This is a genomic window from Streptomyces sp. NPDC014801 (assembly GCF_043082085.1).
Classification (GTDB): domain Bacteria; phylum Actinomycetota; class Actinomycetes; order Streptomycetales; family Streptomycetaceae; genus Streptomyces.
Genome location: NZ_JBIBXG010000024.1, coordinates 14,501 through 29,443, shown reverse-complemented (window position 1 = coordinate 29,443; position 14,943 = coordinate 14,501). Strand labels below are relative to the sequence as shown.

Below are 14,943 nucleotides of genomic sequence, written 5' to 3'. Positions count from 1 at the left end.
TGCGTCTGCGTCGTCCACCGAACACCGAGGTACCGAGCAGTGACCGCCGCCCGCCCCACCCCGCCAACCGCCGTGAGCCGCCGCGCCTTCGCCTCCCTGCGGCTCGGCGCGGTGCCAGGGCTCCCGGACGAGGCGTACGAGCACGACGGGCAGCTCACCAAGCGGCATGTGCGGGCCGCCACGCTCGGCGCCCTCGCCCCCGCCCCCGGTGAGCTGCTGTGGGACATCGGCGGCGGCTCCGGTTCGATCGCCATCGAGTGGATGCGCACCCACCCCTCCTGCGTGGCGGTCACCGTCGAGCGCGACCCCGTCCGCGCCGAACGCATCACCCGTAACGCCGACCGTCTCGGCGTGCCGGGCCTGCAGGTCGTCACCGGCGCCGCGCCCGCCGCCCTGGCCGAACTCCCGCCGCCCAACGCGGTGTTCGTCGGCGGTGGACTCACCGCACCCGGACTGCTCCAGGCGTGCTGGGACGCCCTGCCGGCCGGTGGCCGGCTCGTCGCCAACACCGTGACGCTGGAGTCCGAGGCCCTGCTGGCCGACGCCTACCGTCGCCACGGTGGCGAGCTGGTGCGGCTCGCGGTGGCGCATGCCGTGCCCGTGGGCGGCTTCACCGGCTGGCGGCAGGCCATGCCGGTCACCCAGTGGGCCGTACAGAAGAGCGACAACCCCTCACCAGGAGCTGACAGATGACCGTGTACTTCATCGGCGCCGGCCCCGGCGCCGCCGACCTGATCACGGTGCGCGGCGCGCGGAGGCTCGCCTCCTGCCAGGTCTGCCTGTATGCGGGCAGCCTGGTGCCGCGCGAGCTGCTGGCTGAGTGCCCGCCGGGTGCACGCCTGGTGGACACCGCCCAGCTCACCCTGGACGAGATCACCGCCGAGCTGGTCCGCGCGCACGAGGAGGGGCACGACGTCGCCCGCCTGCACTCCGGGGACCCGTCGGTGTTCAGTGCGGTCGCCGAGCAGATGCGTCGCCTGGACGCGGCCGGTGTGCCCGATGAGGTCGTGCCGGGTGTGCCGGCCTTCGCCGCCGCGGCCGCCTCCCTCAAACGGGAGCTGACCGTGCCGACCGTCGGGCAGACGGTCATCCTGACCCGGGTGGCGAACCGGGCCACCGCGATGCCCGAGGGCGAGGACCTGGCCACGCTGGGCCGCAGCGGCGCGCTGATCGTGCTGCACCTGGCCGCCAAGTACGTCGACCGAGTGGTCGAGGAGCTGCTGCCGCACTACGGCGCCGACTGCCCTGCCGCCGTGGTCGCCTACGCCTCCCGCCCCGACGAGCTGATCATCCGCGGCACGCTCGACGAGATCGCCCACAAGGTGAAGGAGTCCGGTGTGCTGCGGACGGCTGTGATCATGGTGGGGCGGACACTGGGGGCGGAGCAGTTCCGCGACAGTCACCTGTACTCGCCCGAACGCGAGCGTCATCTGTGCTGAACGCCACGCCGGAGCCCGTTTGTTAGGCTCCCCTCGCCTCCCGTGGGGGAAGTCCGGTGAGAGTCCGGCGCTGACCCGCAACGGTGTGCACGGCACCGCAACCGGTGGCCGCCGTGTGAGCCCGATCGCCTGCGGAGGCGCATCGACCCGTTGACTGCTCGCCGTGGACTGCGAGAGGGGCCGCCGTACGGCAGGGTAGGGCTGTACGGGCTGCTTCTGCGCGACGTCCAGCAGGCGGCCCGTGTGAAGGACGGCCTCCCGTGCGTCGAAGAACGGCTCCCAGCCGCACAGCCGTGCTGCCGCTCAGCCTGGCTCTGGCAGTGCTGCTCCTGCTCTCCCTCGTCGGCGGGGTGGGGCTCGGTGCCGCCGGCGTCGGCTGGAGCGAGGTGCTGCGTTTCCTGTGGGCCGGACTCACCGGCCAGACGCTGCCCACAGGTGACGCGGCGTCATACACCATCGTCTGGGAGATCCGGCTGCCGCGGGTCCTGCTCGGCGCCGTGACCGGAGCGGGCCTCGCAACCGTCGGGGTGGCCGTGCAGGCCATGGTGCGCAACGCGCTGGCCGACCCCTTCGTCCTCGGCATCTCCTCAGGCGCGGCGGTGGGCGCCAACGCCGTCATCCTCCTCGGCGCCTTCGCCGGGCTCGGCGTATGGGCGCTGTCCGCCTCTGCATTCGCCTCCGCACTCGCGGCCATGGCGCTGGTGTACGCCGTGGCCCGCTCACCGCGGGGCCTGACGCCGCTGCGCCTCATCCTGACCGGCACGGCACTGGCGTACGGCTTCGAGGCCGTCACCACGGTCATGGTGTTCGGCGCGGCACGGGGTGAGGCGGCCCGGTCGGCGATGATGTGGCTGCTGGGCAGCCTGGGCGGCGCCACCTGGGCCCAACTGCCGCTCGCCGCCGTCACAGTGGCGGCAGGGTGGGGCTGGCTGCGGTGGCGGGCCGAGGCGCTCAACGCGCTCGCCATGGGCGACGAGACCGCGGCCGCGCTCGGCGTCGTGCCGGACCGGCTGCGCCGGGAGCTGTTCCTCGTCACCGCGGCCGTCACGGGCACGGTCGTCGCGGTCAGCGGGGCCATCGGGTTCGTCGGGCTGATGGTGCCGCACGTCGTGCGGATGCTGGTCGGCGCCGACCACCGCCGCGCGCTGGCCATCGCCCCGCTCGCCGGTGCCGTGCTGCTGGTGTGGGCGGACGTGCTGTCCCGGCTGCTGTTCGCCCCCGCCGAACTGCCGGTCGGAGTGATCACCGCGGTGGTCGGCGTTCCCGCGTTCCTGCTGCTGATGCGGCGGGGCGCTTATGCGTTCGGAGGACGCTGAGCATGCGACTCGACATCGACGACATGACGATCGAAGCGGCCGGAACGCGCCTGGTCGAGCATATCGACCTCACCGTGGGCAGCGGGGCATTCGCCGGACTCGTCGGCCCCAACGGCAGCGGCAAGTCGACCCTGCTGCGCTCCCTCTACCGGGCGCTGCGGCCGGCCGGGGGAGTGGTGCGGCTGGACGGGGACGATCTGCACGCCATGGACGCGCGGGCCGCGGCCCGGGTGCTGGCCGCCCTGCCCCAGGAGTCCTCGGCCGAGTTCGACTTCACCGTCGCCGAGGTGGTCGCCATGGGCCGGCTGCCGCACCAAGGCCGCACGGCCGCCTCCGACCGGGAAATCTGCACACGGGCGATGGAACGCACCGGCGTCGCCCACCTGGCCGGACGCAGCTTCCTCGCCTTGTCCGGCGGAGAGAAGCAACGGGTGCTCATCGCCCGGGCCCTGGCCCAGCAGCCGAGGGTTGTGGTCCTCGACGAACCCACCAACCATCTCGACATCGCCCACCAGCTGGAGGTGCTGTCCCTGGTCCGCGACAGCGGCCTGACCGTGCTGGCCGCTCTGCACGATCTCAACCTGGCGGCAGCCCACTGCGACGTCCTGTACGTCCTCGACGGCGGCCGGATCGTTGCCTCCGGGCCGCCCCAGGACGTCCTCGAACCCGCGCTGCTCGCGAAGGTGTTCGGTGTCCGGGCCCACACCGTCCGGCACCCCGAAACCGACGCCGTCCAGCTCTTGTTCGACCTGCTCCCGTCCACCACCTGAAGGACACCTATGCGCAAGCAGCTTCTCGCCGCCGCCCTCTGTCTCGCCGCAACCGCCGTCACCGGGTGCGGCGCCACGGTGGAGCCGGCCAAGGACGCGAAACCCCCCTCCTTGGTCACCCTGACCAACTGCGGTCGCCAGGTGACCTACGACAAGGTGCCCGAGCGGGCCGTCACCAACGACGTCGGCATCACGGAGCTGATGTTCGCCCTGGGCCTGGAGGACCGCATGGCCGGCTTCGCCATGCCCGACGACAAGGGCGACCTGCGCGGCGTGCCCTGGAAAGACGGCTACGACAAGGTCAAGTGGCTCTCCAAGGACCAGCTCACCAAGGAGAACGTCCTCGACGCCCGCGCCGACCTCGTCTTCGCAGGATGGAACTACGGATTCCGCGAGGACGGCGGCTTCACCCCCGACACCCTCAAGAAGATCGGTGTCCCCTCGTACATCCTCACCGAGTCCTGCCGCAACGGCCGCACCAAGTCCTCCCGCGGCATCATGCCGCCCCTGGACGCCCTGTACGCCGATCTCACCAACCTCGGCAGGCTCTTCGGCGTGGAGCAGCGCGCGGCCGCGCTGATCGCTGGCTTCAAGCAGCAGATCGCCGACGTGCGGGCCAAGGTTCCGAAGGGCTCCCAGCGTCCTTCCGTCTTCCTCTACGACAGCGGCCAGGACACGCCCTTCACCTCCGGCCGCTACGCCGCCCCGGAGCAGATCATCAGCGAGGCCGGAGGCGTCAACGTGATGCACGACGTGGCGGACTCCTGGACCACGGTCGGCTGGGAGAGCGTCGTGCAGCGCAACCCGGACGTCATCGTCATCTGCGACTACGGTGACGTGAGCGCCGAGCAGAAGAAGAGGTTCCTGCTCTCCTACGCCCCGTTGCGGGGCGTCTCCGCCGTCAAGCACCGGCGGATCATCTCCCTGGACTACGCCGACCTGGTCGAAAGCCCCCGCAACCCGTCGGCGATCGCCCGGCTCGGCGCCTACCTGCGGGCCGTGCCGGCCGGCCGGTGACGCGCGGGCTCAGCGGACCGTGCTGCGTCCCACGACCGTGCCGGCCCGGTCGATGCAGATGACGTCCACCGCGACCGGAGCCCCGCGCAGTACGGCCAGCGCCTCGTCCCGCGCCGCCTGCGCCACCAGGTCACCGAGCGGCACGCCGGCCGCCTGGCACACCTGGAGCGCCGCGAGACCGGTGTTGGCGGCGGCCACCTGCGCGGCCAGCGCCTCGTGTGCGCCGCCGCGCCGGGCCAGCTCGGCGAGGAAGTCCTTGTCGACCTGGGAGCGGGCGGAGTGCAGGTCGAGGTGGCCGTCGGCCAGCTTGGACAGCTTCGCGAAGCCCCCGCACAGGGTCAGCCGGGCGACGGGATGGCGCCGGATGTACTTGAGCACCGCGCCGGCGAAGTCCCCCATGTCCAGGAGGGCGTCCTCGGGCAGACCGTACTCGGCGACGACCGTCTTCTCCGACGTCGACCCCGTGCACCCGGCGACATGGGTCCGCCCGGCCGCCCGGGCGACGTCCACACCCCGCCGGATGGAGTCGATCCACGCCGAGCAGGAGTACGGCACGACGATCCCGGTGGTGCCGAGAATGGACAGGCCGCCGAGGATTCCGAGCCGCGGGTTCCACGTCGAGCGGGCTATTTCCTCACCGTTGTCCACCGAGACCGTGATCTCCACGTCTCCGCTGTCGCCGTGGCGCCGGGCGACGGCGGCGACGTGGTCGCGCATCATCTGCCGCGGGACGGGGTTCACGGCCGCCTCACCGACCGGCAGCGGCAGTCCGGGGCGGGTGACGGTGCCGACGCCGGGCCCTGCCTTGAAGAGGACGCCGGAACCGGCAGGGAGCCGTCGCACCGTCGCCCGCACCAGCGCGCCGTGCGTGACGTCCGGATCGTCGCCCGCGTCCTTCACGACGCCCGCCATCGCCCCGGCCGAGGTCAGCTCCTCGGCCGCGAGCGCGAACGACGGCGTCTGCCCCTTGGGCAGCGTGATGGTCACCGGGTCGGGGAAGTCCCCGGTCAGCAGCGCGGTGTACGCGGCCGTCGTCGCGGCGGTCGCGCAGGCGCCGGTGGTCCACCCGGGCCGCAGACCGGTGTGCTTGAGTTGGGCGCCGCGTCCGCCCCTGGGCTCACTGCTCATGGCTTGCCACTACCGAATTTCTGAAAGGACAGGACTTGTCGTGCACGTACTGATCCTCGGCGGTACCACCGAGGCCCGGCGCCTCGCCGAGCTGCTGGCCGACGGGGCACCCCCCACGCTGCGGGTGACGAACTCCCTGGCCGGGCGGGTGGCCGCACCACGGATGCCCCCCGGCGAGGTACGCATCGGCGGCTTCGGCGGCGCCGAAGGGCTGGCCGCCTGGCTGCGCGCACACGAGGTGGACGTGCTCATCGACGCCACCCACCCCTTCGCCTCGGCGATCAGTTCCAACGCGGCGCGGGCCGCCGCCACCGCCCATGTTCCCCTGCTCGCACTGCGGCGCCCGGGCTGGGCCCCGGTCGCCGGCGACCAGTGGCACGAGGCCGGCTCCCTCACCGAGGCCGCCGCGATGCTGCCCGGACTCGGTGAGCGGGTATTCCTGACCACCGGCCGGACGGGGCTGGCCGCTTTCGCCGCCCTGGACGGCCTGTGGTTCCTCGTACGGTCCGTGGACCCGCCCGAGGCGCCGCTCCCGGCCCGTACGGAGGTGCTGCTCGATCGTGGCCCGTTCACCCTGGACGCAGAGCGAGAGCTGCTGCGCCGGCATCGGATCGATGTCGTGGTGACCAAGGACAGCGGGGGAGCGGCCACCGCGCCCAAGCTCACCGCCGCCCGTGAGGCGGGCCTGCCGGTGGTCCTGGTGCGCCGGCCGGCCATGCCCGACGGGGTGCCGGTCGTGGCCGAGCCGGAGGAGGCCGTCCGCTGGATCAGCGAACGGACCCAGGCGCGCGGTTTTCCCGGCGATGGCTGAATGCTGACCCGGGCTTTGCCGCCAATCTCTTGTACCTGCACATCGCTCGCAGCAAGCTGGAGGGTGTGGCTGAAAACAATCGTCCGTCGAGCTGGCACCGCATCCGCACGTCCATGACCCGCAAGGAGTGGGCGAGCGTCGGCGGCATGGCCGCCTTCATCCTTGCGCTGCACGTCATCGGCTGGTTCACGCTGGTCGCGATCGTCGCTCCCGAGCACTACAGCCTGGGCACCAAGACCTTCGGCGTCGGCATCGGCATCACCGCGTACACCCTCGGTATGCGGCACGCCTTCGACGCCGACCACGTCGCCGCGATCGACAACACCACCCGCAAGCTCATGAACGAGGGACAACGCCCGCTGTCGGTCGGCTTCTGGTTCTCCCTCGGCCACTCCAGCATCGTCTTCGCCCTCGCCTTCCTGCTCTCCCTCGGCGTCAAGTCGCTGGCCGCTCCCGTGGAAAACGACAACTCCACGCTGCACAGCATCACCGGCTGGATCGGCACGACCGTCTCGGGGACGTTCCTCTACGTCATCGCGATCATCAACCTGGTGATCATGGCGGGAATCTGGAGAGTGTTCCGCGAGATGCGCTCCGGCCGCTTCGACGAGGCCGCCCTGGAGGAGCAGCTCAACAACCGCGGCTTCATGAACCGGCTCCTCGGCCGCGTCATGAAGTCGATCACCAAGCCGTGGCAGATGTACCCTCTGGGCCTGCTGTTCGGCCTCGGCTTCGACACGGCGACCGAGATCGCCCTCCTCGTCCTCGCCGGGTCGGGCGCCGCCTCCGGACTGCCCTGGTACGCGATCCTGTGCCTGCCCGTCCTGTTCGCCGCCGGCATGTCGCTGCTGGACACCGTCGACGGCTCGTTCATAAACTTCGCCTACGGCTGGGCGTTCTCCAAGCCGGTCCGCAAGGTCTACTACAACCTCACCATCACCGGCCTGTCCGTCGCCGTGGCCCTCATCATCGGCACCGTGGAACTCCTCGGCCTGGTCGCCGAGAAGGGGCATCTGCACGGCCCGTTCTGGGACTGGATCTCCGGCCTGGACCTCAACGTCATCGGCTACGTCATCGTGGCCCTGTTCTTCGCCACCTGGGCCGTGGCCCTGCTGGTGTGGAAGGTCGGCCGGATCGAGGAGAAGTGGACGGCGGGCCTGGCCCGGCCCGCCGAAGCGGAGCCGGCCGCCGAGTAGGGCCGCCCGCGGCGCCGCCCCGCACCAGGGCGGCGCCACCGCCGTCCTCACGCCTGCGGATAGCGGCGGGGAGTCCAGACGATCTCCTCACCGCCCGCCCGCCGCACCACACGCGTCTGCGAGGAGCCGACCAGCAGGATCGTGCGCATGTCGACCTCGCCCGGATCGAGCTCGGCCAGCCGCACGACACGCACCTGCTCACCCGAGCCACCCACGTCCCGTGCGACCACCACCACAGTGTCCGGCGCCCGGTGCTCCAACAGCAGCTCACGGGCCTTGGCCACCTGCCAGGTACGACTGCGCGACCCCGGGTTGTACAGGGCCAGCACCAGGTCTGCCGAAGCGGCCGCACGCAGCCGCTCGGCGATGACCTCCCACGGCTTGAGCCGGTCGGACAGGGAGATGGTGGCGTAGTCGTGACCGAGGGGCGCACCCGCACGGGCCGCGGCGGCATTGGCGGCGGTCACCCCGGGCAGCACCCGCACCCGCACACCGTGGTACTCCTCCTGCGAGGCCACCTCCAGGACGGCGGTGGCCATGGCGAAGACGCCCGGGTCGCCGCCGGAGACCACGGCCACCCGCCGCCCCCGCTGGGCGAGCTGGAGCGCGAACTCGGCGCGCTCGGCCTCCACGCGGTTGTCCGACCCGTGGCGGCGCTGGCCCTCACGTACGGGTACGCGATCCAGGTACGTCGTGTAGCCGACCAGGTCGTCGGCGGCGGCCAGCGCGCCCCGCGACTCGGGCGTCAGCCACAGCGGCCCCGCGGGACCGGTGCCCACCACCACGACCTCACCCTGTTCGCGCACGGCCGGCTCGGCGTCGACCTGGCTGGGCAGCACCGCGACCGAGAAGTACGGCACCGACTCCGCCTCGACGTCGGCGAACCCGGCCAGGCGTTCCCCGGCCATGGTGGCCCGCTCCACGTAGCGGGCCTGTCCCAGCTTCCCCGAACTCTCCAGCGCCCGGCGCACCTTGGGAAAGGTCCGCCCCAGCTTCATGACGACGGCGGCATCCGTCGAGGCGAGGCGGGCCGTCAGTTCCTCCTCGGGCAGCGTGCCCGGCAGGATCGTCAGCACCTCCTCGCCCTCCGCCAGCGGGGCCCCCAGCCGGGCAGCCGCCGCGCTCACCGACGTCACACCCGGGATCACCTCGGTGTCGTACCGGCCGGCGAGCCGCTTGTGCATGTGCATGTAGGAGCCGTAGAACAGCGGGTCGCCCTCGGCGAGCACGGCGACCGTACGGCCGGCGTCCAGATGGGCGGCAAGGCGCGCCGATGCCTCGGCGTAGAACTCCTCCATCGCGCCCCGGTAGCCGCCGGGGTGGTCGGTGGTCTCGGTCGTGACCGGGTAGACCAGCCGCTCCTCGATATGGTCCTCGCGGATGTGCCCGGCGGCGATCGACCGCGCGATCGACCGGCCGTGGCGGGCACTGTGATAGGCGATCACGTCCGCCTCGGCGATGACCTCCACCGCCCGCACCGTCATCAGCGACGGGTCACCGGGGCCCAGCCCCACCCCGTACAGCTTGCCGCTCACTCTTCCTCACTCGCGATCGCGTTGAGGGCCGCCGCCGCGATGGCGCTGCCACCCCGGCGGCCACGGACCACCAGGTGCTCGAGACCCGAGGGGTGGTGCGCGAGGGCGTCCTTGGACTCGGCGGCGCCCACAAACCCCACAGGTACACCGATGACAGCGGCCGGCCGCGGCGCGCCATCCTCGATCATCTCCAGCAGGCGGAAAAGCGCGGTGGGCGCGTTGCCGACGGCGACCACCGCGCCCTCCAGCCGGTCGCGCCACAGTTCCAGGGTGGCGGCGCTGCGCGTGGTCCCCAGCTTGCGCGCGAGGTCCGCCACGGACGGGTCGGACAGCGTGCAGAGCACGTCGTTGCCGGCCGGGAGCCGCTTGCGGGTCACACCGCTGGCCACCATCTGCACGTCGCAGAAGACGGGCGCGCCCGCGCGCAGCGCCTCGCGGGCCCGGGCCACCACACCCGGCGTGTACGCCAGGTCCCGGACCAGGTCGACCATCCCGCAGGCGTGGATCATCCGGACCGCGACCTGCGAGACGTCAGCGGGCAGACCCGCGAGGTCCGCCTCCGCGCGAATGGTGGCAAAGGACTGGCGGTAGATGGCCGCGCCGTCCTTCTCGTACTCGAACACCGTGCTCCTAGTCATCCGTGGGGTCCGTGCTCGCCGCAGCCAGGGCGGCAGCGAGCTGCGAGGGATCGTCGATGGTGCGGGCGGTGCCCTCACGTCCGCCTCGTACGGCGGTGATCCGGTAGCCGCCGTCCCCGGTGGCGACGGCGTCGACGTGGTCGCCGAGCGGCCGGCCGCAGCGCCGCTCGCAGCCGGAGAGGTAGACCGGGAGGCTGCCGCTCGCGCCGAGGGCTCCCACCGCGTCCGCCCTGACATCCGCTCGCGACTTGGCGCACCCCGGCCGCCCGATGCAGGCACCGACCCGCAGCCAGGCAGACGCCGGATCGGTGATCAGTCCTGTGGCGGCCAGATCGGTGAGCCGCTTGGCCGGGGTCGCGGGCAGCACGACGCCCCGCCAGGGCGTCAGCCGCAGCTCGTGCGACGCGGCGGCCGTCAACTCCGCCCACTGGACGGCACTGACGCGGCCCAGCGGGGCGAGGACGGACACACCCCCCGAATGCGCGATCGCGCCAGGCCGTGGCTGTGCTCCGACGGGCCACGGTGCGACCACAGAACTCGCGGCAGGCGTCCAGCGCACCACCTCGGCGGCCAGGCCGTCTCCCCGGTCCGGGAGTTCGGCCACCCGCCACGCCTGTCCGCGGCTCGCCTTGAGGAAGGCTTCTGCGGCGAGGAGTGCCGCCGCGGGTGCCTCGTCGGCGCTGACGCGGGCAAGGCGGCCGCAGGAGCCGATGCGCATCCAGGCGTTCCCGTCCGGTGCCGCGCGCACCGTCACGTCCGCGTCGAGGCCGGCGACGTCCCCCCGCCCGTCGTCGAGGGCGAAGAGGAAACGCCCCGACAGGCCCGTCGCGGTGTCGCTCGCGCACAGCAGAGCGTCCAGCTTCCGCAGCCAGGGACGTACGTCGGTGTGCCCGTCTGCGTCCAGTCCGGACAGGGGGGAGGCGACGATGTTGCGGATCCGCTCGTGCCGCGCAGAGGGCAGCAACCCCGTCGCGGTGAGCCGGTTCGCCAGTTCCCCACCGCACCCGCCGGCGAGCCCCCGCAACTGCACGTTGCCCCGAGAGGTCAGGTGCAGCTCGCCGTCCCCCAACTCGAGTGCCGCCTGCCCGAGAGCCCGAGCCTGATCGACGCTCAACACCCCACCGGGAACGCGCACTCGGGCCAGCGCACCGTCCCCCGCGGCATGCAGACGCAGCGCCCCCGGGCAGGCGTCACCGCGGTCCCGGAAGGCCGCTGCGGCCTCGGGCGACGGAGGTACGGGTGCCGTAGACATGGCGGCGAGCATACCGATGATCAGACCGAAGGTATGCCCCGCACTGGTGTGGTGCCCCTTACTATGCTCCTCGGTGGATCATCCGGTCCACCTCGCCAAGACGGCGACAGGGGAGGAAGCCCGGTGCAAATCCGGCGCGGTCCCGCCACTGTGAACCCGCCACCTCCATGGACGGGTGAGCCAGGAACTCCCGCCGTCCGACACCACCCGGGGCGCGGACCCCGAGGAAGGCCAGACGCCGCATGATCCTCCTGCTGTCGACGTCCGACACCGACCTGCTCAGCGCCCGAGCGGCCGACGGCCCGGTCGCATACCGCTTCGCCAACCCGGCCCGCCTCGACCTGGACGAACTCCCCGCCCTCCTGGACGGCGTAGGCCTGGTCGTCGTCCGCCTCCTGGGCGGACTGCGCGCCTGGCAAGACGGGCTCGACCTGCTGCTGGCCGACGGCCGGCCCGTTGTCGTCCTCACCGGCGAACAGGCTCCCGACGCCCAGCTGATGGCCGCCTCCACCGTCCCCGTCGGTATCGCGGCCGACGCCCACGCCTATCTCGCGCACGGAGGCCCGGCCAACCTGGAGCAGCTCGCCCGTTTCCTGTCGGACACGGTCCTGCTTACCGGCCACGGCTTCGATCCGCCGGCACCGGCCCCCACCTGGGGCCCGCTGGAGCGGCCGGCCCCGGCAGACCCGGGCGCCCCCAAAATCGCGGTGCTCTACTACCGCGCCCACCACATGAGCGGCAACACCGCCTTCGTGCACGCCCTGTGCGACGCGATCGAGGAGGCCGGGGGCAGGCCGCTGCCGCTCTACGTCGCCTCCCTGCGCGCCCCCGAGCCGGACCTGATCGACGAACTGCGCGCCGCCGACGCCATCGTCACCACGGTGCTGGCCGCCGGCGGCACCAAACCCGCCGAGGCGTCGGCCGGCGGCGACGACGAGTCCTGGGACGCGGGCGCCCTCACCGCCCTCGACGTGCCCATCCTCCAGGCCCTGTGCCTGACCGGCTCGCGCTCCACATGGGAGGCCAACGACGAGGGCGTCTCCCCGCTCGACGCGGCCAGCCAGATCGCCGTCCCCGAGTTCGACGGCCGCCTGATCACGGTGCCGTTCTCCTTCAAGGAGATCGACGCCGACGGCCTCCCGGCCTACGTCGCCGACCCCGAGCGCGCCGCCCGCGTCGCCGGGATCGCCGTACGCCACGCACGCCTCAGGCACATCCCGGCCGCCGACAAGCGCCTGGCGCTCGTCCTGTCCGCGTACCCGACCAAGCACTCCCGGATCGGCAACGCGGTCGGACTGGACACCCCGGCCAGCGCCGTCGCCCTGCTCAGGCGTCTTCATGAGGAGGGCTACCACTTCGGCGCCGAGGACATCCCCGGGCTAGCCTCCGGTGACGGCGACGAACTGATCCGCGCGCTCATCGAGACGGGCGGACACGACCAGGACTGGCTCACCGAAGAGCAGCTGGCCCGCAACCCGGTGCGGATCCCGGCCGCCGACTACCGCCGCTGGTTCGCCACCCTGCCCAAGGACCTGCGGACAGCCGTCGAAGAACACTGGGGGCCGGCACCCGGTGAGATGTTCGTCGACCACAGCCGCAACAAGGACGGCGACATCGTCCTCGCCGCCCTGCACTACGGCAACCTGCTGATCCTCATCCAGCCCCCGCGCGGCTTCGGCGAGAACCCCATCGCCATCCACCACGACCCCGACCTCCCGCCCTCCCACCACTACCTGGCCGCCTACCGCTGGATCGCCGCCCCGCAGTCCGAAGGCGGCTTCGGCGCGGACGCGATGATCCACCTCGGCAAGCACGGCAACCTCGAATGGCTGCCCGGCAAGAACGCAGGCCTGTCCGCCGCCTGCGGGCCCGACGCCGCCCTCGGCGACCTCCCGCTCATCTACCCGTTCCTGGTCAACGACCCCGGCGAAGGCACCCAGGCCAAGCGCCGCGTCCACGCCACCCTCGTCGACCACCTCGTCCCGCCCATGGCCCGCGCCGACTCCTACGGCGACATCGCCCGCCTGGAGCAACTCCTCGACGAGTACGCCCAGATCTCCGCGATGGACCCGGCCAAGCTGCCCGCGATCCGCGCCCAGATCTGGACCCTCATCCAGGCCGCCCGCCTCGACCACGACCTCGGCCTGGACGACCGCCCCGACGACGACGGCTTCGACGACTTCCTCCTCCACGTCGACGGCTGGCTCTGCGAGGTCAAGGACGCCCAGATCCGCGACGGCCTTCACACCCTCGGCACCCCGCCCACCGGCCCCGACCGCGTCAACCTCGTCCTCGCCATCCTCCGCGCCCGCCAGATCTGGGGCGGCACCACCACCCTGCCCGGCCTGCGCGAGGCCCTCGGCCTCGACGAGTCCTCGGCGACCCGCACCACGGCCGACGAGGCGGAGGAGACGGCACGGGCATTGGTGCAGGCCATGGAGGACGCCGACTGGGACCCGGCCGCCATACCCACCGAACACGGCGAACAGGTCGCGGCCATCCTGGCGTTCGCCGCCCGCGAGGTCGTCCCACGCCTCGCCGCCACCACCGCCGAACTCGACCACGTCGTCCACGCCCTGAACGGCGGCTTCGTCCCCGCCGGCCCCTCCGGCTCCCCACTGCGCGGCCTGGTCAACGTCCTGCCGACCGGCCGCAACTTTTACTCCGTCGACCCCAAGGCCGTCCCCTCCCGCCTCGCCTGGGAGACCGGCCAGGCCCTCGCCGACTCCCTGCTGCAGCGCTACCGCACCGACAACGGCGACTGGCCCAGCTCCGTCGGCCTGTCCCTGTGGGGTACCAGCGCCATGCGCACCGCCGGCGACGACGTGGCCGAGGCCCTCGCCCTGCTCGGCATCCGTCCCGTATGGGACGACGCCTCCCGCCGCGTCACCGGCCTCGAACCCATCCCGTACGAGGAGCTGGGCCGCCCGCGCATCGACGTCACCCTGCGCATCTCCGGCTTCTTCCGCGACGCCTTCCCGCACACCATCGGGCTCCTGGACGACGCCGTACGCCTGGCGGCCTCCCTGGAGGAACCGGCCGAGATCAACCACGTCCGGACCCACGTGCAGGCAGACCTGGCGGCTCACGGCGACGAGCGCCGCGCCACCACCCGCATCTTCGGCTCCCGCCCCGGAACGTACGGCGCCGGACTGCTCCAGCTCATCGACTCGCGCGACTGGCGCACCGACGCCGACCTCGCCGAGGTCTACACCATCTGGGGCGGCTACGCCTACGGCCGCGACCTCGACGGCCGCCCGGCCCGCGAGGACATGGAGACGGCGTACAAGCGCATCGCCGTCGCGGCCAAGAACACCGACACCCGCGAGCACGACATCGCCGACTCCGACGACTACTTCCAGTACCACGGCGGCATGGTCGCCACAGTCCGTGCCCTGCGCGGCACCGCCCCCGAGGCGTACATCGGCGACTCCACCCGGCCAGAGACGGTCCGCACCCGCACTCTGGTCGAGGAGACGTCCCGCGTCTTCCGCGCCCGCGTCGTCAACCCCAAGTGGATCGAGGCGATGCGCCGCCACGGCTACAAGGGCGCCTTCGAACTTGCGGCCACGGTGGATTACCTCTTCGGCTACGACGCCACCACCGGCGTGGTCGCCGACTGGATGTACGACAAGCTGACCAAGACCTACGTCCTGGACCCGACCAACCGCGAGTTCCTCCAGCAGGCCAACCCCTGGGCCCTGCACGGCATCGCCGAGCGCCTCCTGGAGGCCGAGTCCCGGGGGATGTGGGCCAAGCCGGATCCGGGCGTGCTGGAGCAGCTGCGGCAGGTGTACCTGGAGGCGGAGGGAGACCTCGAAGGGCAGGGGTGAAGGCCCTG

Annotated in this window: 11 protein-coding genes, 1 pseudogene and 2 riboswitches; of the genes and pseudogenes, 8 read left to right on the top strand and 4 right to left on the bottom strand. The window is 72.3% G+C overall.

What is annotated here, in order from left to right; genetic code table 11:
• Positions 1-93: 93 nt before the first annotated feature.
• The 5 genes and pseudogenes from cbiT to ACF1AL_RS38350 all read left to right on the top strand — a co-directional run.
• A pseudogene (gene cbiT, locus ACF1AL_RS38370) lies at positions 94-693 on the top strand (precorrin-6Y C5,15-methyltransferase (decarboxylating) subunit CbiT); the annotation flags it as partial.
• Positions 690-1,439, top strand: a complete 750-nt coding sequence (cobM, locus tag ACF1AL_RS38365; RefSeq protein ID WP_391781272.1) for a precorrin-4 C(11)-methyltransferase — start codon at positions 690-692, stop codon at positions 1,437-1,439. The pseudogene cbiT and the gene cobM, both read left to right, overlap by 4 nt.
• A 16-nt stretch (positions 1,440-1,455) precedes the next feature.
• Positions 1,456-1,591: riboswitch (cobalamin riboswitch) on the top strand.
• Between the two features lie 108 nt (positions 1,592-1,699).
• Positions 1,700-2,755 carry a FecCD family ABC transporter permease gene (locus ACF1AL_RS38360; RefSeq protein WP_391781273.1) on the top strand — a complete coding sequence of 352 codons (1,056 nt, stop codon included), beginning with the start codon at positions 1,700-1,702 and terminating at the stop codon, positions 2,753-2,755.
• Positions 2,756-2,757: 2 nt separating this feature from the next.
• Positions 2,758-3,525 (top strand): ABC transporter ATP-binding protein, encoded by a 768-nt coding sequence (locus tag ACF1AL_RS38355; protein ID WP_391781274.1) that lies wholly within the window; start codon positions 2,758-2,760, stop codon positions 3,523-3,525.
• Positions 3,526-3,534: 9 nt separating this feature from the next.
• A complete protein-coding gene (locus ACF1AL_RS38350; protein WP_391781275.1) occupies positions 3,535-4,542 on the top strand; it encodes an ABC transporter substrate-binding protein in 1,008 nt (335 codons plus the stop codon).
• 9 nt (positions 4,543-4,551) lie between these two features.
• On the opposite strand, the gene ACF1AL_RS38345 is transcribed toward ACF1AL_RS38350, so the two are convergent.
• Positions 4,552-5,670, bottom strand: a complete 1,119-nt coding sequence (locus ACF1AL_RS38345; RefSeq protein ID WP_391781276.1) for a cobalt-precorrin-5B (C(1))-methyltransferase — start codon at positions 5,668-5,670, stop codon at positions 4,552-4,554.
• A 40-nt stretch (positions 5,671-5,710) separates the two neighbouring features.
• Between ACF1AL_RS38345 and ACF1AL_RS38340 the strand changes: the two genes are divergently transcribed.
• Both ACF1AL_RS38340 and ACF1AL_RS38335 read left to right on the top strand, forming a co-directional pair.
• On the top strand, positions 5,711-6,481 hold the full coding sequence (locus tag ACF1AL_RS38340) for a cobalt-precorrin-6A reductase (protein WP_391781277.1): 771 nt from the start codon (positions 5,711-5,713) through the stop codon (positions 6,479-6,481).
• A 113-nt stretch (positions 6,482-6,594) separates the two neighbouring features.
• On the top strand, positions 6,595-7,677 hold the full coding sequence (locus ACF1AL_RS38335) for a HoxN/HupN/NixA family nickel/cobalt transporter (protein ID WP_391781299.1): 1,083 nt from the start codon (positions 6,595-6,597) through the stop codon (positions 7,675-7,677).
• Positions 7,678-7,724: 47 nt separating this feature from the next.
• On the opposite strand, the gene ACF1AL_RS38330 is transcribed toward ACF1AL_RS38335, so the two are convergent.
• Genes ACF1AL_RS38330 through ACF1AL_RS38320 form a run of 3 tightly spaced genes read right to left on the bottom strand, consistent with a single transcriptional unit; the run spans position 7,725 to position 11,114 of the window.
• Positions 7,725-9,212, bottom strand: a complete 1,488-nt coding sequence (locus tag ACF1AL_RS38330; RefSeq protein WP_391781278.1) for a precorrin-2 C(20)-methyltransferase — start codon at positions 9,210-9,212, stop codon at positions 7,725-7,727.
• Positions 9,209-9,850, bottom strand: coding sequence for a precorrin-8X methylmutase (locus ACF1AL_RS38325; RefSeq protein ID WP_391781279.1), 642 nt, complete (start codon positions 9,848-9,850; stop codon positions 9,209-9,211). Before ACF1AL_RS38325 ends, ACF1AL_RS38330 begins: the two co-directional genes overlap by 4 nt.
• A complete protein-coding gene (locus tag ACF1AL_RS38320) occupies positions 9,843-11,114 on the bottom strand; it encodes a cobalamin biosynthesis protein CobG (RefSeq protein WP_391781280.1) in 1,272 nt (423 codons plus the stop codon). The genes ACF1AL_RS38325 and ACF1AL_RS38320 overlap by 8 nt, the downstream gene beginning before the upstream one ends.
• A gap of 44 nt (positions 11,115-11,158) precedes the next feature.
• Positions 11,159-11,313, top strand: a riboswitch (cobalamin riboswitch).
• A 31-nt stretch (positions 11,314-11,344) separates the two neighbouring features.
• On the opposite strand from ACF1AL_RS38320, the gene cobN reads away from it, so the two are divergent.
• Positions 11,345-14,935 carry a cobaltochelatase subunit CobN gene (cobN, locus tag ACF1AL_RS38315; protein WP_391781281.1) on the top strand — a complete coding sequence of 1,197 codons (3,591 nt, stop codon included), beginning with the start codon at positions 11,345-11,347 and terminating at the stop codon, positions 14,933-14,935.
• Positions 14,936-14,943 lie beyond the last annotated feature (8 nt).

Excerpts from the sequence above, each read along its gene's own strand:
- ACF1AL_RS38350 (WP_391781275.1), top strand. The coding sequence starts at position 3,535 with ATGCGCAAGCAGCTTCTCGCCGCCGCCCTCTGTCTCGCCGCAACCGCC.
- ACF1AL_RS38325 (WP_391781279.1), bottom strand. The coding sequence starts at position 9,850 with ATGACTAGGAGCACGGTGTTCGAGTACGAGAAGGACGGCGCGGCCATC.
- ACF1AL_RS38345 (WP_391781276.1), bottom strand. The coding sequence starts at position 5,670 with ATGAGCAGTGAGCCCAGGGGCGGACGCGGCGCCCAACTCAAGCACACC.
- ACF1AL_RS38335 (WP_391781299.1), top strand. The coding sequence starts at position 6,595 with ATGACCCGCAAGGAGTGGGCGAGCGTCGGCGGCATGGCCGCCTTCATC.
- cobN (WP_391781281.1), top strand. The coding sequence starts at position 11,345 with ATGATCCTCCTGCTGTCGACGTCCGACACCGACCTGCTCAGCGCCCGA.
- ACF1AL_RS38355 (WP_391781274.1), top strand. The coding sequence starts at position 2,758 with ATGCGACTCGACATCGACGACATGACGATCGAAGCGGCCGGAACGCGC.
- cobM (WP_391781272.1), top strand. The coding sequence starts at position 690 with ATGACCGTGTACTTCATCGGCGCCGGCCCCGGCGCCGCCGACCTGATC.
- ACF1AL_RS38320 (WP_391781280.1), bottom strand. The coding sequence starts at position 11,114 with ATGCTCGCCGCCATGTCTACGGCACCCGTACCTCCGTCGCCCGAGGCC.